Annotated in this window: 14 protein-coding genes; 2 read left to right on the forward strand and 12 right to left on the reverse strand. The window is 65.4% G+C overall.

Annotation, left to right across the window (positions count from 1 at the left end):
• Positions 1-23: 23 nt before the first annotated feature.
• The 10 genes from nusA to U1H99_RS16745 form a co-directional block, all read right to left on the reverse strand.
• The gene (nusA, locus tag U1H99_RS16700) at positions 24-1589 is read right to left on the reverse strand and encodes a transcription termination factor NusA (protein ID WP_323142854.1); all 1566 of its coding nucleotides are present in this window, start codon (positions 1587-1589) and stop codon (positions 24-26) included.
• Positions 1586-2074, reverse strand: a complete 489-nt coding sequence (gene rimP, locus U1H99_RS16705) for a ribosome maturation factor RimP (protein WP_323142855.1) — start codon at positions 2072-2074, stop codon at positions 1586-1588. The genes nusA and rimP overlap by 4 nt, the downstream gene beginning before the upstream one ends.
• Positions 2075-2492: 418 nt before the next feature.
• Positions 2493-4547, reverse strand: a complete 2055-nt coding sequence (gene rluB / locus U1H99_RS16710) for a 23S rRNA pseudouridine(2605) synthase RluB (protein ID WP_323143260.1) — start codon at positions 4545-4547, stop codon at positions 2493-2495.
• 63 nt (positions 4548-4610) lie between these two features.
• Positions 4611-5267, reverse strand: a complete 657-nt coding sequence (scpB, locus tag U1H99_RS16715; protein ID WP_323142856.1) for an SMC-Scp complex subunit ScpB — start codon at positions 5265-5267, stop codon at positions 4611-4613.
• A 485-nt stretch (positions 5268-5752) separates the two neighbouring features.
• Positions 5753-6793: a glucokinase gene (locus U1H99_RS16720; protein ID WP_323142857.1), complete on the reverse strand. Its 1041-nt coding sequence runs from the start codon at positions 6791-6793 to the stop codon at positions 5753-5755.
• 168 nt (positions 6794-6961) lie between these two features.
• On the reverse strand, positions 6962-7912 hold the full coding sequence (locus U1H99_RS16725; RefSeq protein ID WP_323142858.1) for a DedA family protein/thiosulfate sulfurtransferase GlpE: 951 nt from the start codon (positions 7910-7912) through the stop codon (positions 6962-6964).
• Between the two features lie 79 nt (positions 7913-7991).
• Positions 7992-9230: a Gfo/Idh/MocA family protein gene (locus U1H99_RS16730; protein WP_323142859.1), complete on the reverse strand. Its 1239-nt coding sequence runs from the start codon at positions 9228-9230 to the stop codon at positions 7992-7994.
• Between the two features lie 209 nt (positions 9231-9439).
• Positions 9440-11128, reverse strand: a complete 1689-nt coding sequence (locus tag U1H99_RS16735) for an ABC transporter ATP-binding protein (protein ID WP_323142860.1) — start codon at positions 11126-11128, stop codon at positions 9440-9442.
• Positions 11129-11132: 4 nt separating this feature from the next.
• Complete coding sequence (locus U1H99_RS16740; protein WP_323142861.1) at positions 11133-12161, reverse strand: ABC transporter permease; 1029 nt, start codon at positions 12159-12161, stop codon at positions 11133-11135.
• Positions 12158-13108, reverse strand: a complete 951-nt coding sequence (locus tag U1H99_RS16745) for an ABC transporter permease (RefSeq protein ID WP_323142862.1) — start codon at positions 13106-13108, stop codon at positions 12158-12160. Before U1H99_RS16745 ends, U1H99_RS16740 begins: the two co-directional genes overlap by 4 nt.
• A 314-nt stretch (positions 13109-13422) precedes the next feature.
• Here U1H99_RS16745 and U1H99_RS16750 point away from each other — a divergent pair, with 314 nt between their 5' ends.
• The gene (locus U1H99_RS16750; RefSeq protein WP_323142863.1) at positions 13423-16191 is read left to right on the forward strand and encodes a TonB-dependent receptor; all 2769 of its coding nucleotides are present in this window, start codon (positions 13423-13425) and stop codon (positions 16189-16191) included.
• 78 nt (positions 16192-16269) lie between these two features.
• Here U1H99_RS16750 and aroG read toward each other — a convergent pair whose 3' ends face one another.
• On the reverse strand, positions 16270-17331 hold the full coding sequence (gene aroG, locus U1H99_RS16755; protein ID WP_323142864.1) for a 3-deoxy-7-phosphoheptulonate synthase AroG: 1062 nt from the start codon (positions 17329-17331) through the stop codon (positions 16270-16272).
• Between the two features lie 447 nt (positions 17332-17778).
• On the opposite strand from aroG, the gene U1H99_RS16760 reads away from it, so the two are divergent.
• On the forward strand, positions 17779-20649 hold the full coding sequence (locus U1H99_RS16760) for a TonB-dependent receptor (protein WP_323142865.1): 2871 nt from the start codon (positions 17779-17781) through the stop codon (positions 20647-20649).
• Positions 20650-20836: 187 nt separating this feature from the next.
• On the opposite strand, the gene tldD is transcribed toward U1H99_RS16760, so the two are convergent.
• Positions 20837-22297 carry a metalloprotease TldD gene (tldD, locus tag U1H99_RS16765; protein ID WP_323142866.1) on the reverse strand — a complete coding sequence of 487 codons (1461 nt, stop codon included), beginning with the start codon at positions 22295-22297 and terminating at the stop codon, positions 20837-20839.
• Positions 22298-22406 lie beyond the last annotated feature (109 nt).

A 22406-nucleotide genomic window follows, 5' to 3' on the forward strand; every position in this document is an offset into this window, starting at 1 on the left:
CGGCGCCGCGGTCTTTGCTTTCTTTATGCCTTGGCGGTTTCCACCTGGCTCCAGGCTTTCGCCTGCAGCGCCTTGGCGCGGTCGTCGTACTTGGCGTCGACCAATTTCATCTCATCGTCGGTCACATCATTAAATTCATTCGTGATCAGATCGCGGGCGCGTTCGGTCGGCAACGCCAGGATGGCGCTGAACTCGTCGTAGGCCAGGCCAGCGAATTGTTCCAGGGTCTTGATGCCGGCCAGGCCAAGCTTGCCGGCGGTGGTGCGGTCCATCCCTTCCAGGTTGACCAGCGCCTCTTCCATACCCTCGAGGCCCTCTTCGGAAGCGATCGCCTCGGTCACCAGCGCGTCGCGTGCACGGGTGCGCAGCTCGTTGACGGTGTCTTCGTCGAACGATTCGATCTCCAGCATTTCAGAGATGGGCACGTAAGCGATTTCTTCAAGACTCGAGAAGCCCTCTTCGACCAGGATATCGGCCACTTCCTGGTCCACATCCAGCTTTTCCATGAACAGCGTACGCACGGCCGCCGTTTCCTGTTCCGCCTTGTTGGCCGATTCCTCGGCCGTCATGATGTTGATCTTCCAGCCGGTCAGGTCGGACGCCAGGCGCACGTTCTGGCCCGAACGGCCAATCGCGATCGCCAGGTTTTCCTCGTCGACCACGACGTCCATCGCGTGCTTTTCTTCGTCGACCATGATCGACGACACGTTGGCCGGGGCCAGCGCGCCGATCACGAACTGGGCCGGATCTTCCGACCACAGCACGATGTCCACGCGCTCGCCGCCGAGCTCGCCGGTCACGGCCTGCACGCGCGAACCGCGCATGCCGACGCAGGTGCCGATCGGGTCGATGCGCTTGTCGGCGGTGTAGACCGCGATCTTGGCGCGCACGCCGGCGTCACGGGCAGCCGACTTGATCTGCAGCAGGCCCTGCTCGATTTCCGGGACTTCCAGCTCGAACAGCTTCATGATGAATTCCGGCGCGGTACGCGACAGGATCACCTGCGGGCCGCGCATGTTGCGGTCGACGCGCAGGATGAAGGCGCGCACGCGGTCACCGATACGCAGGTTTTCCTTCGGGATCATCTGGTCGCGCGGCAGGCGCGCCTCGATCTTGCCCGATTCGACGATCGCATCGCCGCGCTCCATGCGCTTGATGGTGCCGGTGACCAGCGCGTCGCCGCGCTCCAGGAAGTCCTGCAGGATCTGCTCGCGCTCGGCATCGCGCACGCGCTGCAGCACGACCTGCTTGGTGTCCTGGGCAAAACGGCGGCCGAACTCGACCGACTCGATCGGCTCTTCGATGTATTCGCCGACTTCGATGTCCGGGATCTGTTCTTTTGCTTCGAAATGCAGGATTTCCTGGTCCGGCAGCTGCAGGCCGGCCTCGTCCGGCACGACGTGCCAGCGCTGGAAGGTTTCGAATTCGCCGCTGTCGCGGTCGATGCTCACGCGGATGTCGACATCGCCTTCGTAGCGCTTTTTCGTGGCTTGCGCCAGCGCGAACTCGAGGGCGCCGAAGACGACCTCTTTATCGACATTCTTTTCGCGCGCAAGCGCATCAACCAGTAACAAAATTTCGCGACTCATGCTTTGCGACTCCTAAAATCCACCTTTGGCACCAAACGGGCCTTGTCTAATTCTGCCAGCGTAAATTCCAACAACGCCGGACCATCCTTGCTTTCAAATTCGAGACCGACCTTGTCACCCTGCGGGGCATGCAGGATGCCCGTGTAGGTCTTGCGGTTGGCACTGCCGGGCATTGCCACGCGCAGCTTGACGGTGCATTCGCTGCCGGCAAAGCGCTCGAAGTCGGCCAGGGTGCGCACCGGACGGTCCAGTCCGGGCGACGACACCTCCAGGCGCTCGTAATCCACGTTTTCGACGGTGAACACGTGCGACAGCTGATGGCTGACCGTGGCGCAATCCTCGACCGTGATCGGTCCCTTTTCGTCCGCCACCGCCGCCGGGAAATCGATGAACACGCGCAGGATGCCTCGTTCGGCACGCTCGATGTCGACCAGGTCGTAACCGAGTCCACCGATTGTCTTGGCAATCAAATCAAACAACTGCACAGGTATTCTCTCCAGATCGCCGGCAGGGCGCCGGACCTTAAAACGATTCAACAAAAAAAAAATGGGCAACTGCCCATCTTTATTCCCAACCAGACCCGCATTCGCCGGAAATTACTGCGAAATGCTTTGATTAGGTTGCGAATTATAACCCGATACAGGGCTGGCCGCAATCGCGGGCCGCCAAAATGAACAGCTATGCAACAGTTTACTCTTTTGGCGAGCGGAGCGCAGGCAATGCTCTGAATCTGGTGGAATTCAGGGGTTTTTCAAGGCCTGCGCACTGCAAAATCGTGCCCGCGTAGAGCGTTTAACAAAGCCTTCAGGACAAGGGATGCGGCCCACCGACGCAGCGTCGAAGACAGTACGCTAGTACGGCGAGACGCTGCGACGCCGCCATGGAGGCTTTTGTCAGGCGCTCTTAGCCGCGGCGGCCGCGGCGCGGCATGCCGCTGTCGCTGACGCGCGGACCCTGCGGCCGGCGGTTCTGCCCGGCACCGGCAAAGCCGAACGTGGTCTGCAGCGGATCCGGCTGGCGCGGGCCCTTGCCGCCGCCATTGCCACCACCGTTGCCGCCGCGCCCCTGGCCGCCACCATAGCCGCCGCCATTGCCCGGGCGGCTGCTGCGGCCCTGGACGAAACCGCCGCCCTGGCCGGCCTGGTTACGGGTCGAACCCGCGCGCGCCACCTGCGGACCGAACGGGTCGGCATTGCGGTTGGCGTCGGCACGGTCGATGCGGTTGCCGTTGCTGCGGTCGTTGTTGCGCTCGCCGGCATCGGCGCCGCGGCCCTTGCCGCCCTGCGCCTTGCCCTTGCCGGCACCTTCAGCGGCGCCGCCCTTCTTCTCGATGCCGAAGGCGGTCATGAAGTTGCGGACGTCGTTTTCTTCCAGCTCTTCCCAGCGGCCGCGCTTCAGGCCGGACGGCAGGGTCATCGCGCCGTAGCGGGTACGGATCAGGCGCGAGACGGTCAGGTTGACCGCCTCGAACATGCGGCGCACCTCGCGGTTGCGGCCTTCGCCGATCACCACGCGGTACCAGCGGTTGACGCCTTCGCCGCCGCCGTCGGCGATCTTGGTGAAACTGGCCAGGCCGTCTTCCAGCTCGACGCCGGCCAGCAGTTTCTGGCGCATGCCCTCTTCCAGCTCGCCCAGCGTACGCACGGCGTATTCGCGGTCGATGTTGTAGCGCGGGTGCATCAGGCGGTTGGCCAGGTCACCGGAATTGGTGAACAGCAGCAGGCCTTCGGTATTGAAGTCGAGGCGGCCGACGGCCAGCCACTTGCCGGTCTTCATGGTCGGCAGGCGGTCGAACACCGACGGACGGCCTTCCGGATCGTCGGCGCTGACGATTTCGCCGGCCGGCTTGTGGTACACCAGCACGCGCGGCGGCTTGTTGTTGTTGACGCGGCGCTGCAGCAGCTTGCCGTTGATGCGCACGGCGTCGGTCGGCAGGATGCGCTGGCCGATGTGGGCCGGCTCGCCGTTCACCGACACGCGGCCGGCGACGATCAGCTCTTCCATGTCGCGGCGCGAACCGAGGCCGGCTTCGGCCAGCACCTTGTGCAGCTTGGGCGCGTCGTCGTCGGCGGTCAGGTCGCGGCGCACCTTGGACGCCTGCCCCTGGCCGCGGCCGCCCTCGTTGGCGTCGAAGGCATCCGAGGTGACGAACGAGAACACGGCGTCGGCTTCATTGCCCTTGCCGCCCTTGTTGTCCTTGCCGCCCTTGGCATTGCGGCCCTTGGCCTGCTTGCCCTGCGGATTCTGGCCTTGCTGGCCTTGCTGGCCCGGCTGGGCTTGCTGGCCCTGGCCTTGCTGGTTGCGCTGCTGGCCCTTTTTTTGGCCCTTTTTCTGGCCGTCCTGCTGGCGCGCACCGCGCGCGTCGCGGCGGGCTTCGGTGCGGCCGCTGTCGGCGCCATCCCGGCCGGCGGCAGGTGCCTGGGCCTGGTCCGGCTGGGTTGCCACTGCGTCGGCAGCCTCATCGGCGGGACGTACCTGGCGCGCTTCACGCACCTGGCGCTGCTCGCGCATCTGGCGCGGGCCGCGCGGCTTGCGCTGGCCCGCCTCTTGGCGCGGGGCGGCCTGGCTGTCGGCGTCCGCCTGTGCGGCCGTCGCGGCCGCCGGGGCTGCGGCAGGTGCCGGGGCCGCCACTGGTGCCGCCGGCGCGGCTTCAAGCACCGGCGCTGCCGGCGCTACTGCGGCCTTCTTGGCGCGCGGCTTGCGTGCCGGCGCAGCTTCCGCCGCGGCTGGCGCCGCTGCGCTCACGGCTGGAGCGGCGTCGGCTTCCTTGGCGGCGGCGGGCTTGCGGGTGCGCTTCGGCTTGGCAGGGGCTTCCTGCGCCGCATCTGCGGACTGCGCGGCGGGCCGCGCGGCAGCCTGTTCGGCGGCGACCTGCGCCTTGGTGCGGCGCTTCGGTTTGGCTGCCGTCTCTACGCCTGCCTCAGCAGGGATCGTCTCGGTTTTGTCGGTTGGATTCATCATTCGTTTCTTGGTTTTACTGACCGGGCGCGACAATCAGGCGTTGACAGTCAGATATGTAAATCAGGCTGCAGATGCTGGCGCAGGGTCGGGAATCGGGACTTCAACGGGTGAAGTGTCATCAAATTGTTGCAGGGCCGCTTCCAGCGCTTCCAGGCTGCGCCCGGCGCCGGCGTCGCCCACCTGCTGCAGCGGCGGCAGCTGCGACAGCGATGCCAGGCCGAGGTCGTCGAGAAACTGCTTCGTCGTCCCCAGCAGGGCCGGCCGCCCCGCTACTTCGCGGTGGCCGAGCACGTCGATCCAGCCGCGGTCTTCCAGCATCTTGATCGTCTGCGAGTTCACCGCGACGCCGCGGATTTCCTCGATGTCGCCGCGCGTCACCGGCTGGCGATAGGCGATGATGGCCAGGGTTTCCAGCGTCGCCCGCGAATACTTGGGCGGCTTTTCCGGCGCGATCCGGTCCAGGTAAGTCTTCATTTCGGGCCGGCTCTGGAAGCGCCAGCCCGATGCCAGGCTGACGATCTCGATGCCGCGCCCCTGCCAATCCTGGCGCAGTTCCTCGAGCAGGATCTTGATCGTATCCGAGCCGACGCCGCTGCCGAGGGGGCGCCCGGCCGCATCCGTTTCGGCAAACAATTTCTTCATGCCGTGGATGGTCAGCGGCTCGCGCGCGCACAACAAGGCGGTCTCGAGCACCCTCTTGGCCTCATCAGTGTTCATAACGATGTCGTCAGCGGATCTTGCAAAGGAATGCGAAGAAAATATCAAACAACCCGGTTCAACCTGAGCGGCGCCGTGGTGACGGCACCTGCGCGGACCCAGCCCGTACGGCTGGATAGACTGCAGGATTGAAACGGGGTTTCGTGGCCCGGCCAACCGGATTTCGAACTACCAATCCTGATGCGCGCCGGGCGGAATTCCTTGGCGGGCTGCCGCCCGGCCATGTGGCCGCCCACCGTAGTGGGCTGCAAGCTGTTGATTTTCAAGCGAAACGGGCTGCCGGCGCGATGCGAAGGCGGGGCTTCGGGCGCGCACTGGGCAAGCGAACGACATCGTTTCTTCCAACTAGCGGTTCATTGTACCCGATAAAACCCCAGAGTGGACAAGCGCCGCGCAGCCGGCGCGGCGACAACCCCGACAAACGCCACACAGCCGGCGCGGCGACAACCACACAAGCACCGCGTGCTAGGCGCGGCGAACGGCCGTCAGGCGGCGCCGGGCGTGGCCAGCTTGTCGGCCAGGATGGCGGAAACGCCCAGGAACGCCGGGTATTCGGCCGTGATGACATAGGTCGGCACCTGGGCCAGGTAGTCGGCGAAGCGGCCCTTCTGCTCGAAGCGCTTGCGGAAGCACGACAGGCCGAAGCGCTCGCCCAGGCGCGGCACGATGCCGCCGCCGATGTACACGCCGCCCTGGGCGCCAAGGGTAACGGCCAGGTTGCCGGCCACCGTGCCCAGCATGCCGCAGAAGGTTTCCAGGACCTCCGCGCACAGCGCGCATTCGCCGGCCAGGCCGCGCCGCGAGATCTCTGGAGCGTCCAGCCCTTCCGCCGCCTGGCCGCGGTGATGGCACAGCGCGCGGTAGATCAGCTCGACGCCGGCGCCGGACAGCAGGCGCTCGGCCGACACGTGCTCGAATTCGCGCCAGGCAAACTGCAGGATCGCGACTTCGGTCTCGTTGGTCGGGGCAAAGGTGACGTGGCCGCCTTCGCTGCACAGCGCGGTCCAGCCGCCCTGCTTGTCCTGGATCAGGCCCGACACGCCGAGGCCGGTGCCGGCGCCGACCAGGCCGATCGGGCTCGCGGCACGCGGCGTGCCGCCACCGACCTGCTGCCGATCGCCATCGCCGAGGTGCGGCAGCGCCATCGCCAGCGCCGAAAAGTCGTTGACGACGACAAAGGTGTCGAGTTCGAGTTCCCGGCGCAGCGCTTCGATCGAGAATTCCCAATGGTGATTGGTCATGCGCACCATGTCGCCGACCACCGGGTTGGCGATGGCGATGGCGGCATGGCGGATCTTGCCGATGCCGGCCGTGGCCAGCGCATCGGACGCCAGGTAGGCGCGCACGGCATCCGCCAGCGTCGCGTGCTTGGTACAGCCGAGCACGTCGATCAGCTCGATCCTGCCGGGGCCGAGTTCGAGCGCGAAGCGCGCATTGGTGCCGCCGATGTCGGCCAGCAGGCGCGGACTGTCGTGGGTGGGGGCGGGCGGGGTCTGGAACACGGCGGAGGCGGGCGAAGCAGTCATGGCGGCAGGAGAAAAACGAATGTCCAAGCTTAAAGGATTTATTGACTGCAGCGCAAGTATTATCTGTAGTTTGGCTACATCAAAATCACTTTCTTGGCTGACCTTATTCAAAAACAAGTGCCTGAATGAGTAGTCGAGCTACGCACCTGCGACCTGCCTTGTCGGTCCTCAGCCCACCTTTGGCTTCAGCTCGACCTCCGCCTCGCCTGCCGCGCAATGCGCATTCCAGGCGTCCAGTCCGCCGTGCAGCGGCCGCGCCCGATGAAAACCGTTGTTCAGGAATTCCCTGGCCACCTGGGCCGCGGTAACGTCGTTCGGACAGCTGCAATACACGACGATGTGGCGCTCGCGGTCGAGCGTGGCCATCAGGCGCGCCGGTTCGTCACCGTACACCAGGGCGCCGGGAATGCCCGGCTCCAGGCCGCGTGCGGTGACACTGCGGGCATCGACGATCAGCGGCTCGTGCCCGGCTTCGAGCAGGGCTTTCAGCTCGTCGACGCTGATGCGCGGCAGCTTGGCCGCGCCCAGGTTGCGCTTGCGCTCGATATATTTAAGCAGGACGAAGACGGCCAGCAATGCGCCGACCACCATCAGCGCGGTGCTGCCGAGCGTCTCGAACCAGCTGATCACGTCGTCGACGCTGTCGTGGAACCAGGCGCCCAGGCCCATGCCGACGCCGCTCCACAGCAGGCCGCCGGCAACCGACAGCCAGAGGAAGCGGCTGGTGCTGGTGCCCATGGCGCCGGCCAGCGGCGGCGCGATCGTGTTGAAACCGGGGATGAACTTGGCCACCACCAGCGACTTCGCGCCCCAGCGCCCGAAATTGTCTTCGGTCTGGCTGACGCAAGAATCGGGCGACAGCGAAATCTTGCACAGCAGGCGCAGGATGCGCTTGCCGTAGTGGCGGCCGGCGCGGAACCAGAAATAATCGCTGATCAGGCAGCCGGCGACGCTGGCCGCCAGCGTCAGCGGCCAGTTGGCGCCGCCGTCGACGGCCAGCGCACCGGCGATGATCAGGATCGGAAACGCCGGAATCGGCAAGCCGATCTGTTCGAGCAGCACGGTGCCGAACACGATCAGGACGCCATAGGTATGTATCAATTGGGAGAGCTGGGCCATCCCGCCATGTTAGCGGAAAAGCCGGGTGCCGGCCGGCGCCTCCCACGATCCATGCCCTTTTCGCAACAGTCTGGCCGCCTCAGCCTTCTTCCTGCGGCTCCGGCCCGCGCGTGCGCCCCGGCGCCTTCAGCTTGACCGGCCGGTGGGTGCGCGCCGATTCGTAGATCGCTTCCATGATGCGCTGGTCCTGCAAGCCCTCCTCGCCCGGCGTGTGCACCTCCCTGTTCTGCTGGATGCACTGGGCGAAATGGTCGAGCTCGGCCGCGAACTGGTTCTTGTCCTCGGCCTGGACCTCGCTGGTCTGCTCCTTGCCTTCGACCACGCGCGACACCTTCAGCTTGATGCCGTTGTACGCGTAAGCCGGGTTCAGCTCGGCCCAGGCGTCGGAACCGTTCAGGCGGAACATCTGCGACTTGTGCGAAGCGTAGCTGGTGCTGCAGCTGGCGATGAAGCCGCTCGGGAAGCGCAGCACGAACTGGCAGGATTCCTCGACTTCGCGGAAGCGGGCGTCGCCCGGGGTCGACCACACGTTGCCCATCACCTCGACCGGCTCCTCGCCGCTGAGGAAGCGCGCGGCATTCAGGCAGTACAGGCCGACGTCGGGCAAGGCGCCGCCGCCGGCCAGCGCACGCTTCAGGCGCCAATGCTGGGGGTCGCCCATGTTCTGCGAATTCACCGAGATGAATTCCTTGAGCGTGCCGAGCTTCTTGTCGCGGATCATCTTGACCAGCACGCGGTCGTTCGACTCGTACTGGCTGCGGTAGGCGATCATCAGCTTCTTGCCGGCCTTGCGGCAAGCGTCGATCATCTGCTGGCACTCGGCCACGCTGTTGGCCATCGGCTTTTCGCAGAGCACGTGCTTGCCCGCCTTGGCGGCGCGGATCGTGTACTCGGCGTGCATGCTGTTGGGCAGCGCGATGTAGACCGCCTGCACTTCCGGCATCTGCGCCAGCTTCTCGTACTCCTTGTAATCCAGCACGGCGCTTTCGGGAATGTCGTACTGGTGGGCCACCTTGAGCGCCTTGGCACGGTCGCCGCTGACCAGCGCCACCGGTTTCGCATGCTTGCTCTGCGCAAACGCCGGCAGCATCTCGTTGACCGCGATACGGCCGACACCGACGATGGCGACGCCGATGCGCTCGCTCATAGGATCGCCGGGCGGCTCGGTCTTCTCGGGTTTCTCGGACTTGGCCTCGGTCGGCGGAAACGAAATTCTGTCCTTTTCGTTGGCGGCGGCTTGCATGGCGGGCGCGGACAGCGCCGCCAGCGTGCCCACATAGCGCAGGAATTCCCGGCGCTGCGGCTGGCTTTGTTTCATGGTGGCTTTCCTGAATAAATAGACAAGCCATCTTCGCATCGGTTCTTGAACGCCAGCGCCAGCTTGATCAGCAGCATCTCGATTCGGGGTCAGAGCACAAGTGGCGCCACAGCAGATGTGCACGTGTTGGCGCCAGTTGCACACTGCTGTCGGGCTCGCGCGGCATCCGGCTTTTTGCTCTGACCCCGAATTTTTGCTCTGACCCCGAATCAGGCCGGCGTACGCGGAATCGCAGCCAGTAGGGTTTGGGTATAGGGATGCTGCGGATTGCGATACAGCTCGTCGGCGTCCGCCATTTCGACGACGCTGCCGTGGTGCATCACCATCACGCGGTCGGAAATGTATTTCACCACCGACAGGTCATGCGAAATAAAGATGTAGCTCATCTTGTATTCGTCCTGCAGGTCCTGCAGCAGGTTCAGCACCTGGGCCTGCACCGACACGTCCAGCGCCGACACCGATTCGTCGCACACCAGGATCTCGGGCTTCATGGTCAGGCAGCGCGCGATCGCGATGCGCTGGCGCTGGCCGCCGGAAAACTCGTGCGGATAACGGTAGAACGCCTGCTCGGGCAGTCCGACGCGCTTGAGCAGATCGTGCGCATGCGCGACGCGCTCGGCGTCGTTGGCGCCGATGCGGTGGATGCGCATCGGCTCCAGCAGGATCTGCCCCACCGTGAAACGCGGATTCAGCGAGGCGTACGGGTTCTGGAAGATGATCTGGATACGCCGTTTATAGGCCTGGTAATCGCGGTCGCTCATGCTCACCAGGTCGCGCCCGTCGAACAGCGCGCTGCCGCCGGTGGCGCGGTGCAGGCGCAGCAGGGTCAGGCCGACCGTGGTCTTGCCGGACCCGGATTCGCCAACCACGCCCAGCGTCTTCCCGCGCGGCAGCGTGAACGACACATCCTTCACCGCCTTGAATTCACGCTTGCCGAACAGGCCTTCGCGCACATAGAAACTCTTGGCCAGGTTGCGCACTTCCAGCAACGGTTCGTCGCCGGGCGCATAGCCGCGCACGCACTGTGCCAGAACCGCGTCCGGCTGCATGCGCCCGCTCATATAGTCGTCGATCACCGGCAGCCGCAGCGGCCGCGCATCCAGCGTCGGCCGGCAGTGCAGCAGCGCGCGGGTATAGCTGTCCTGCGGGCTCACCAGCACCTCGGACGCCGCGCCCTCTTCCCGCACCTCGCCATGGCGCATCACGATCACGCGGTCGGCGATCTCGCCCACCAGTCCCAGGTCGTGGGTGATGAACAGCACCGCCATCCGGCGCTTCTTCTGCAGCCCGGCGATGAGGGCCATGATCTGCTTCTGGATGGTCACGTCGAGCGCCGTGGTCGGCTCGTCGGCGATCAGAAGGCGCGGTTCGCAGGCGATCGCCATCGCGATCATCACGCGCTGCTGCTGGCCGCCCGACATCTGGCTCGGGTAGGCGTCGATCTTGTCGGCCGGGTCGGGGATGCCGACTTCTTCCAGCAGTTCCAGCGTGCGGGCACGCGCCTGGCGCTTGTCCATGCCCATGTGCAGGCTCAGGACTTCGCCGATCTGGAAGCCGACCGTGAACACCGGGTTCAGCGAAGACATCGGTTCCTGGAAGATCATCGCGATGTCCTTGCCGCACAGCCGGCGCCGCTCCGCCAGCGGCAGGCCGAGCAGCTCGCGCCCGTCGAAGCGGATCGAGGAACCGGCCTTGATCACCGTGGTGTCCGCCGGCAGCAGGCCCATCACCGCCAGCGAGCTGACCGACTTGCCGCTGCCGGATTCGCCGACCAGCGCCACGGTGGCATCCGCCGGCACGCTGAAGGAAATCCCCTTCACCGCCTCGACCGTGTTGTGTTTATCGGTACGGAAGGCCACGCGCAGGCCGCGCACTTCGAGCAGGTCGTGATCGGTCATGGGCTCATTTCAGTTTCGGATCCAGCGCATCGCGCAAGGCGTCGGCAAACAGCGAAAAGGCCGTCACCAGCAGCGCCATCGCGCTGGCCGCCGCCGCCAGTTGCCACCACTTGCCGAGGATGAGTTCATTCTGCGCCTCGTTCAGCATGCTGCCCCAGGACACCACGCCCACCGGCACCCCGAACCCGAGGAAGGACAGGATCACTTCGGCCTTGATGAAACCGACCACCAGGATCGACATCTGCACCAGCGCCACGTGCGACACGTTGGGGAAGATGTGGACGAACATCTTGCGCCAGCCGGAGGCGCCGATCGCATCGGCCGCCATCACGTATTCGCGCGCCTTGTGCTTGATGTACTCGGCGCGCATCAGCCGGTAGGGCCCGGTCCAGCCGGTCAGTCCCAGGATCAGCACGATGGTCAGCACGCCCCGGGTCTGCAGCACCGCCGCCACGGTCAGGATCATCAGGATAGCCGGGATCGCCGTGAACACGCTGTAGAACCAGTTGAACAGGTCGTCGACCACCCCGCCGTAAAAGCCGGACAAGGCGCCGAACAGCGTCCCCAGCGCCACCGCGACCAGTGCCGCTACCAGGCCGACCACGATCGAGGTCTGGCCACCCTTGATGGTCTTCTTGACGATGTCGTGGCCCCATTTGTCGGCGCCGAAGGGCAGCGTGGCCGCCTTGGCCGCCCGCACCGTCTTGCCTTGCCGCGCCAGCTCGGCTTTCAGTACCGCGATATCGCCGGCCAGCGGATCGAAGGCGTTCGGCGGCGCCGGCGCGGCCGGCTGGCTCAGGGCCGCCAGGGCCGGGTCCGGCCCCATGAAGGTCGGCGGCGCGTAGTTCACTGCCACCTCGTCTTCCCAGCCGGCGGCGACCAGCCCGGTGGCGGACAGCAGCACCGACAGCAGGAACAGGCACACCACCGCCAGCGCGACCATGGCCACGCGGTCGGCCCGCAGGCGGCGCCAGGCCAGCGTCCACAGGCCGGGCGAGGCCGCCTGCAGCTGCACCGGGTCCGCGCCCATCATCGGAGCTGCACCCGCGGATCGACCGCCTGGTACATCAGGTCGGCCAGCAGGTTGAACACCATGGTGGCGGCGGCGACGTACACCGTGATCGCCTTGATGACCGGGAAATCGCTGCGCTCCACCGCCAGGATCACTTCGCGCCCGATGCCGGGGATGCCGAAGAAGCGCTCGAGCAAAAAGGCGCCGATGAGCAGCGCCGGCAGGTTCGACATGACGTAGGTGATGATCGGGATCGCGGCATTGCGCAGCACGTGCACCCAGACGATGCGCCGCTCCGGCAAGCCCTTGGCGCGCGCGGTGCGCACGTAATCCTGGTTGACCTCGTCGAGCACGAAGCTGCGGAACAGGCGCAGCGTCGGCGCGATCGACACCGCCAGGCCGATCAGGATCGGCAGCGTGGCATAGCGCAGCAGGTTTTCAAACAAGTTTTCACCCCAGCCCTGCACCGGGAACAGGCCGAGTTTATAGGCCAGACCGTACTGGAACACGATGATGTAGACCAGAATCGAGATCGACATGCCGACCGTGCAGGCCACCATCACCAAGCGGTCGGTCAGCGAGCCGCGCACGAAGGCGATGGCCAGCGCCAGGGCGATGCCGAAAAAGGTCTCGAGCACGGTCAGCGGCACCAGCACCGTCAGCGACGGCCCCAGGCGGCTGGCCAGGATGTGCGACACCGGCTCGCCGGTACTCCAGGCATTGCCGAAGTCGAAGGTGAGGATCTGCTTGACGAAGATCCACAGCTGTACCGTCCACGGTTGGTCCAGCCCGAGCTGGGCGCGGATATTGGCGATCGCCTGCGCATCCGCCATCTTGCCGGCCAACAGGTAGGACGGGTCGCCGCCGACCCAGTTGAACAGCACGAACACCAGCACGACGACGCCGGCCATGGTCGGCACCATCTGCCATAAACGTCGGACGATAAAAGACAACTGCGAAGCAAACATCGAAGTCCCGGATCAGAAGACCGAACTATAGACCAGATTCGTCCCGTTGCAGCGAGAAAAGATGCATTCGAGATGTCGCCGCCGGTTCACAAACCGTTGTATTCGCGTCATATCTCTACAGTTACGGTATTGACATGACTTATCAGCGAATGTTCTGATGATGCCGCCCAAGATAATTGAACGTCAATTGGCACCAACGAGAGAGAAATGATTTTTATCGTGGCATTACATTGGCATACATATGCTTACATATGCACCGAAATAAAATCTTTTTACGCACTTCCATAACACAAAGCCATACACTCGGAGTCGTAATGCACCAGAAGAGAGCAGTCGCACAAGCCGTCACCCTCGCCCTTGCCTATGTCGCCCTTGGCCTGCCGGCCATGGCCCAGGACACCCAGGGTTCGATCCAGCGCGTCGAAGTCACCGGATCCAGCATCAAGCGCGCCAGCGCCGAAACCGCGTCGCCGATCCAGGTGATCAGCCGCGAAGACATCGCCCGCTCGGGCAAGACCACGGTGGCCGATTACCTGCAGACCCTGACCGCCGACGGCGCCGGCTCGCTGCCGACCGGCTTCGGCAACGGCTTCGCCGCCGGCTCGACCGCGATCTCGCTGCGCGGCCTGGGCGCGACCTCGACCCTGGTGCTGCTGAACGGCCGCCGCATGGCGCCGTTCGCGCGCGCCGACGACGGCCAGAAAAGCTTCACCGACCTGTCGACGGTACCGATGGAAGCCGTCGAGCGCATCGAAGTGCTGAAGGATGGCGCGTCCTCGACCTATGGCGCCGACGCGATCGCGGGCGTGGTCAACATCATCCTGCGCAAGGACTTCACCGGCCTGGTGTTCAAGGCCGAAGCCGGCGAATCGCGCTACCACGACGCCGAGCAGGGCAAGATGGCCGTCACCTGGGGCAAGGGCAAGCTGGACGAAGACGGCTACAACTGGATGGTCAACGCCGAGGTCTACGGCAACCACGAGGTAATGAACAAGGACCGTGCCGGCCGCGACTGGATCGGCCACGGCGACATCCGTCCGTGGGGCTACGCCGCCAACGGCCAATTCGCCTCCGGCTACATCACGCCGGGCACCGCCAGCCCGAGCCCGGCCGGCGCGCTGCGCAATCCGGCCACCGGCAACTACGTCGGCCTGGCTGGCTGCTCGCAGTTCTCGCCGGTCACCTCCCAGGACCCGGCCGGCGGCTGCCTGTGGTACGCCGACCAGTTCCGTTCGATGCAGCCGCAGATCGGCGGCCTGAACCTGTACACCCGCTTCACCAAGAACCTGGACGGCGACCTGCAGCTGTACGCCGAAGCCGGCTACTCGAAGCGCGACACCGAATTCACCCTGGTGCCGCCGTCGACCAGCAGCACCGTCGCCTTCCCGCCGAACGCCGCCAACCCGACCGGCGTGATCAACTACGGCAACGCGATCCTGATGGCCGCCAACCATCCGCAGAACCCGTACGGCACCGCCGTGCGCCTGCGCTATTCGATGTTCGACGTCGGCCCCAGCACCCGCTCCGCCGACAACGAGTTCAGCCGCTTCGTGGTCGGCCTCAAGGGCCAGCGCTTCGGCTGGGACTTCGACACCGGCTACGTCCACTCGCAGTCGGCGCTGGACCTGAACTACAGCAACATGATCAACATGAAGGTGCTGCAGGCCGCCCTCGGCAACCCGGCCAGCCAGTACTATCCGTACTACATCGGCACCCAGGCCAGCAAGAATCCGGCCTCGCTGTACGCCGCCATGGTGGTCAACGCCAAGTCGCACTCGACCACCGAACTCGACGTGGTCGACTTCAAGGCCTCGCGCGAGCTGATGCAGCTGCGCGGCGGCGCCCTCGGCCTGGCGGTCGGCACCGAATACCGCCGCCTGAAGCTGGACAACCCGTCGCTGTCGGGCAGTGAAGATGGCACCATCAACTCGTCGTACGTCGCCGCCAAGGGCAGCGACGACGTCAAGGCGGTGTTCGTCGAAGTCGCGGCGCCGGTGCTGCAATCGGTCGAACTGACCGGTGCGGTGCGCTACGACAAATACAAGAACTTCTCGTCGACCACGCCGAAACTGGGCGCCAAGTGGACCCCGGTGAAGAGCTTCGCGCTGCGCGGCACCTACACCGAAGGCTTCCGCGCGCCGGGCCCGGCCGAAGCCGGCGCCCAGAGCCAGAGCACCGGCAACTCGTCGGTGCGCGATCCGATCCGCTGCCCGGGCGGCGTGCCGGCCGCCGGCGGCGCCACCCAGGCCGACTGCTCGATCACGATCGGCGCCGTCAAGGTCGGCAACCCGAACCTGCAGCCGGAAGAGTCGAAAGGCTACACCCTGGGCCTGGTCTGGGATCCGCTGCCGAACACCGGCATCACGCTGGACGGCTGGAAGATCAAGCGCAGCAACGAGATCAACCCGCTGTCCTACGTCGAAGCGGCCGCGCTGCCGACCGCGATCCGCCAGGACAACAACCTGGTCGTGAACGGTGCCGTGGTCCCGAACACCGGTACCCTGCTGCTGTCGAACGCCCCTTACCAGAACTCGAGCTACACCGAAGTCAAGGGTATCGACCTCGACGTTAAGCAGCGCATCCCGCTGGGCAGCTACGGCCGCGCCGTGGTCAACCTGACCTGGAGCCACACCGCGTCCTGGATGCGCGTCGAGAAGAACGGCACCGCCTTCCAGTACGCCGGCACCCACGGCAATTGCGACACGTCGAACTGCGCCGGCACGCCGAAGAACAAGATCAGCGCCAGCGCCACCTGGGACCGCAACGACCTCAGCGTGAGCGCCATCGCCAACTACCGCGGCGAGATGCAAAACGTGCGCTTTGGCGGCGACAAGTGCGCCTCGCTGTTCGCCGACGGCAGCGCTGCGCCATACGGCTGCCGCCTGGCCTCGTTCACGACGGTCGACCTGTCGGCACGTTACCGCCTCGCCGCCAACTGGCAGGTGTACGGTTCGATCCAGAACCTGTTCGACAAGGTGGCCCCGCTCGATCCGCTGACCTACGGCGGCCTGAGCTACAACCCGATGGATGCCAGCGGCGCGATCGGCCGCTTCTTCAAGGTGGGTGTGCGGGCGCAGTTCTGATCGGGCTTTCTTGATCAGTTAGCTTGAAAAAAAGGCGAACCCTAGGGTTCGCCTTTTTCGTTATCCGCGCCCGCCCGGTCAGGCGTATTCACGCAGCCGGCGCTGGCGCACCGCCGCCGCCAGCCCTTCCAGCACGCCCACGCTGGTATCCCAGTCGATGCAGCCGTCGGTCACCGACTGGCCGTACACCAGTTCCTTGCCCGGCACCAGGTCCTGGCGTCCACCCACCAGGTGCGACTCGACCATCACACCGACGATACGGTCCTCGCCGGCGGCGACCTGGCCCGCAATGTCGGCGCACACCGGCACCTGGTTCTGCGGATTCTTGCTGCTGTTGGCGTGCGAGGCGTCGATCATCAGGCGGCTGGCCAGGCCGTTGGCGGCGAGCGCCTTGCAGGCGTCTTCGACACTGGCGGCGTCGTAGTTCGGCGCCTTACCGCCGCGCAAGATGATGTGGCAATCCTCGTTGCCGGCCGTCGACACGATCGCCGAGTGGCCACCCTTGGTCACGGACAGGAAATGGTGCGCCTGCGACGCCGCCTTGATGGCGTCGGCGGCGATCTTGATGTTGCCGTCAGTACCGTTCTTGAATCCAACCGGGCACGACAGACCGGACGCCAGCTCGCGGTGCACCTGCGATTCGGTGGTCCTGGCGCCGATGGCACCCCAGCTGATCAAATCGGCGATGTACTGCGGGCTGATCACGTCGAGGAATTCGGTACCGGCCGGCAGGCCCATCTCGTTGATGTCGCGCAGCAGCTCGCGGGCCATGCGCAGGCCGTCGTTGATGCGGAAGCTGTTGTCCATGTACGGGTCGTTGATCATGCCTTTCCAGCCCACGGTGGTGCGCGGCTTCTCGAAGTACACGCGCATCACGATCTCGAGTTCGCCCTGGAAGCGCTTGCGCTGTTCCACCAGGCGGCGCGCGTATTCCAGCGCGGCCTGCGGGTCGTGGATCGAGCATGGGCCGATCACCACCATCAGGCGGTCGTCCTGGCCGTGCAGGATGCGATGCAGCGCCACCCGCGCCTGCGAGGCGGTCTGCTCGGCTGGTTCCGTTACAGGAAACTCGCGGATCAAGTGCGCCGGCGGGGTCAGTTCCTTCATTTCGCGGATGCGTAAATCGTCGGTACGTGGCATTGCGGTTCTCCGTTGTTCAATGTGGGCATGCTGGGGCCAAAAAAAAACCGCCATCGCTGGCGGTTTTTCTGGAATCTTGTGTCGGACTTCGTTCTGTTGCTGCGTGAACCTGCCGCTACTCCACCGCCGTTGGGCTGGAATGGCTAAACCAAAAATGAAAAGTAAAGAAGGCAGTGTGGCGCATGGTCGGGTCCGAAATGTCCGAACGACTATAACAACAATCGGCGAACATTGGCAAGCGCTTTCCACGCCCCTGCGCCGTCATGTGCGCCCGCCTTGTCAAGACGAATGGTTGCATGAAGCCGACATGCACTCTGGCTGAGCCGAACACGCTTGAGAGATGTCAGTCCCCGCTTCGACCCGGATGCAAAAGTCTCCCCATGCCCCGCCCGGCTCGCGCTGCCAGCACGATCTGCGGGTCCTTCCTTTACTGTGTGGAGTCTGGAGATGACTGAAAGACCTTTATCCCGATCGATACGGCGCCTGTTCGCGGGCGGTGGCGCCGTCGGCCTGCTGGTGCTGGCCCTGCCGCCGGCCCAGGCCCAGGAAGCGGCGCCGAAACCGGTGGCCCGCGTCGAAGTGACCGGTTCCAACATCCGCCGCTCCGAGGCCGAAACCGCCTCCTCGGTCATCACCGTCAACCGTGCCGACATCGAACGCTCCGGCAAGAACACCGTCGCCGAACTGCTGCAGACACTGGCGGTCGACAACCAGGGTTCGGTGCCGACCACCTTCGGCAACGGCTTCGCCGCCGGCGCTTCCGGCATCTCGCTGCGCGGCCTGGGCGCCTCTTCCACGCTGGTGCTGCTGAACGGCCGCCGCATGGCCCCCTACGGCCTGGCAGACGACGGCCAGAAGCAGTTCTCCGACCTCAACGTGATCCCGACCGACGCCGTCGACCGCATCGAGGTGCTGAAGGACGGTGCCTCGGCCATCTATGGTTCCGACGCCATCGCCGGCGTGGTCAACGTCATCCTGCGCAAGGATTACCAGGGCAACACCTTCCGGTTTTCGCGCGGCACCAGCGAGGACTGGGACGGCAAGCGCACCAACCTCGCCTTCACCAAGGGCATCGGCAGCCTCGACACCGACCGCTACAACCTCCTGTTCAGCATCGAATACAAGAAGTTCGACGAAATCTGGTACCGCGACCGTGCCGACCGCGACTACATCGGCCGCATCGACCTGCGGCCCTGGGGCTTTTCGGCCAACGAAGCACTGGGCGGCACCGGCACCATCATTCCGGGCACCGGCGCCGCCGGCAGCGCCATCAACGGCAACGTGCGCAATCCGGGCGACCTCACCAATTACTACAACCGCGGCAACCTGGCCGGCCCCGGCTTCACCCGCACTTTCCCGGGCGCGGCCTGCTCGAACTTCACCAACCACCCGCAGGGCGACCCCGGCGGCGGCTGCATCATCGACTCGACGCAGGTCTACCAGCAGCTCGAGCCGAAGCAGGAAAACATCAGCTTCTTCACGCGCGGCACCTGGCAGGCGACGCCCGACCTGCAGGTCTACAGCGAATTCAACTACTACACCAGCCAGACCGATACCGCGACCACGCCCTCGGGCATCAGCGGATCGGTCGGCTTCCCCGGCGGGCCGGTCAACAATGCCACCGTCCAGTTCGGTGCAGGGCACCCCGACAACCCCTACTTCGGCAGCCCGGCGCGCCTGCGCTACCTGGCGGCGGACGTCGGTGCGCGCACGTCCAGCATCGGCTCCAATTTCATACGCTGGATCGGCGGCGCCAAGGGCACCCATTTCGGCTGGGACTGGGATTCGGCGATCCTGTTCTCGCACAACCACGTCAACAACATCCAGAACGGCTACCTGCAGCGCGACGTCACCTACGCCCTGCTCGACCCGAGCGCCGCCAACGTTGCCGCCGCAAGGGCCAACAGCCCGGCCTACGCGGCGCTGCCACCCGGCACCTTCTGGCGCATCGGCGAGAATGCGGGGCTCAACTCGCCTGCGCTGTACGCGGCGCTGTCGCCGACCATCGGCAACCGCGCCAACAGCAAGGTCATCCAGGGCGACATCAAGGCCACGCGCGAGTTCGAGAACATCCCCTACCTGACAGCGCCGCTCGGCCTGGCAGTCGGTGCCGAGTGGCGCCGCGAAAACACCGAGCTGCGCCCGACGACCGGCACCGAGCGCGGCAACATCATCGGCCTGGGCTATTCCGCCTATGCCGGCGGCCGCAACGTGTTCGCGCTGTACGGCGAGGCGCTGGCACCGCTGCCCTACAACATCGAAGCCTCGGCGGCGCTACGCTGGGATTATTTCACTGACGTCAACAGTTCGTTTACGCCCAAGGCCGGCCTGAAATGGACCCCGGTGCGCGAGTTCGCGCTGCGCGGCACCTTCGCCCGCGGCTTCCGCGCGCCCAGCCCGGCCGAGAACGGCGTCGGCGGCCTGGCTGCGTATTCCACCGCCGCCGACCCGGTGCGCTGCGCGCTGGGCGTGCCGGGCACCTGCGATCCGGCGTCCGTTGCCGTGATCACGTCGCCCAATCCCGCCCTGTCGCCCGAGCGTTCGCGCAGCTACAACGTGGGCGTGATCTGGGATCCGATCCCGCGCGCCAGCGTGTCGGTCGACTACTGGAAGATCAAGCGCAAGAACGAGATCAACCAGGACCAGACCACCGCCGCCATCGCCGCCGGCAGCGTGGTGCGCGATCCGGGCAGCGTCAGCGGCATACCGGGCGACCCCGGCGCCCTGCTGGCAGTGCTGTCACGCTATGTCAACTCGGCCCAGACCGAGGTGCGCGGCATCGACGTCGACGGCCGCTACAACTACCGCTTGCCCGACACCTACGGCAACGTCAGCTTCGACGTGAAGTACACCCACTTCTTCGAGTGGACCCGTACCGAACGCGACGGGACTTCGCGCGACTTCTCGGGCACCCACGGCAACTGCGACATCACCAATTGCACCGGTACGCCGAACAATAAGGCCAACCTGCGCGTCGGCTGGGACCGCAACGACTGGCGCGTGTCGCTCAACGTGAACTTCCGCGGCAAACTCGACAACGTCCTGTTCAAGAACGATCCGGACGGCTGCGCTAGCCACTACGCCGACGGCCGCGACGCACCGGGCGACTGCGAACTGGCCTCGTTCACCACCTTCGACCTGGTGGGGCGCTGGAAGCCGGCACCGAACTGGGAAGTGTTCGGTTCGATCCAGAACCTGTTCGACAAGGTGGCGCCGCTGGATCCGCTGACCTATGGCGCCCAGGCCTATAACCCGCTCGACTACGAGGGGGCACGGGGGCGGTATTACACGGTGGGGGCGCGCTACACATTCCAGTGAGTCGCGACTTACTTATAAGTGTCGCCTTATAAACGTCGTCCCCGCGCAGGCGGGGACCCAAGTTGAGTTTCCGAAGACGGTATGTCCGAAGCACTATACGTGTTTCAGAAATACCGGTTCCGATATTCAATATGGGTCCCCGCCTTCGCGGGGACGATGATATTTGGTGCTTTAAGCGTTTATAGAATCAAGCAGTACCACCCACCGTCACGCCATCGATGCGCAAGGTCGGCTGGCCCACGCCCACCGGCACGCTCTGGCCTTCCTTGCCGCATACGCCGACGCCCGAATCCAGGCGCATGTCGTTGCCGATCATGGAAATGCGGTTCATGGTGTCCGGACCGTTGCCGATCAGGGTCGCACCCTTCACCGGGTAGGTGATCTTGCCGTCTTCGATCATGTAGGCTTCGCTGGCCGAGAACACGAACTTGCCGTTGGTGATGTCGACCTGGCCACCGCCGAAGTTCACCGCGTACAACCCGTTCTTGACCGAGGCCAGGATCTCGGCCGGGTCCTTGTCGCCGGCCAGCATGTAGGTGTTGGTCATGCGCGGCATCGGCAGGTGGGCGAAGGATTCGCGGCGTGCATTGCCGGTGACCGGCATCTTCATCAGGCGCGCGTTCATCGTGTCCTGGATATAGCCCTTCAGGATGCCGTCCTCGATCAGCGTGGTGCACTGCGTCGGGTTGCCCTCGTCGTCCATGTTGAGCGAGCCGCGGCGGTCCTGCAGGGTGCCGTCGTCGACCACGGTCACGCCCTTGGCGGCAACGCGCTCGCCGATCATGCCGGCATAGGCCGACGACCCCTTGCGGTTGAAGTCGCCTTCCAGGCCGTGGCCGACCGCTTCGTGCAGCAGCACGCCGGGCCAGCCCGGGCCGAGCACGATGGTCATCGGGCCGGCCGGCGCCGGGCGCGCTTCGAGGTTGACCAGCGCCGACTTGACGGCTTCGCTGGCGTACTGGTCGAGCAGTTCGTCGCTGAAATAGCCATAGTCATAACGGCCGCCACCGCCCGACGAGCCGACTTCGCGCCGGCCATTCTGTTCGGCGATCACGGTCACGGACACGCGCACCAGCGGGCGGATGTCGGCCGCCAGCACGCCGTCGCTGCGCACCACCAGCACCACGTCGTACTCGCCGGCCAGGCTGGCCATCACCTGCACCACGCGCGGGTCCTTGGCGCGCGCGATCTTTTCCACGCGCTCGAGCAGCTGCACCTTGGCGGTGGCGTCGAGCGAGCCCAGCGGATCGTGCGGCAGGTACAGCGAACGGCCGCCGCTTTCGCGCACGCCGGCCGCTACCTTGACGCGGCCGGCACCGGCACGCGCAATGGTGCGGGTGGCGGCAGCCGCATCCAGCAGGGCCGCCTGCGAGATGTCGTCGGAATAAGAGAATGCGGTCTTGTCGCCGGACACGGCGCGCACGCCGACGCCCTGGTCGATCGAGAAGCTGCCGCTCTTGACGATGCCCTCTTCCAGGCTCCAGCCCTCGCTCTTGGTGAACTGGAAATACAGGTCGGCATAGTCGACCTTGTGCGTGAACATCGTCCCGAGCGTCGTGATCAGCTTGCCTTCGTCAAGGCCGAATGGCGTCAACAGAATGTCGCGCGCGACCGCGAGGGAGGACAGATTCGGTTCGAATGGTTTCATGTACGTGGGGTCTTTCTGGTATGGATAGCCGCATTGTGCCATATCCAGTTGGTTCGTACCGGAGGGGGAACGCCCGCGCTATATATATGAGGAATTTGCAACAACGTCG

The sequence above is a fragment of the Massilia phyllosphaerae genome (assembly GCF_034659755.1).
Classification (GTDB): domain Bacteria; phylum Pseudomonadota; class Gammaproteobacteria; order Burkholderiales; family Burkholderiaceae_D; genus Telluria; species Telluria phyllosphaerae.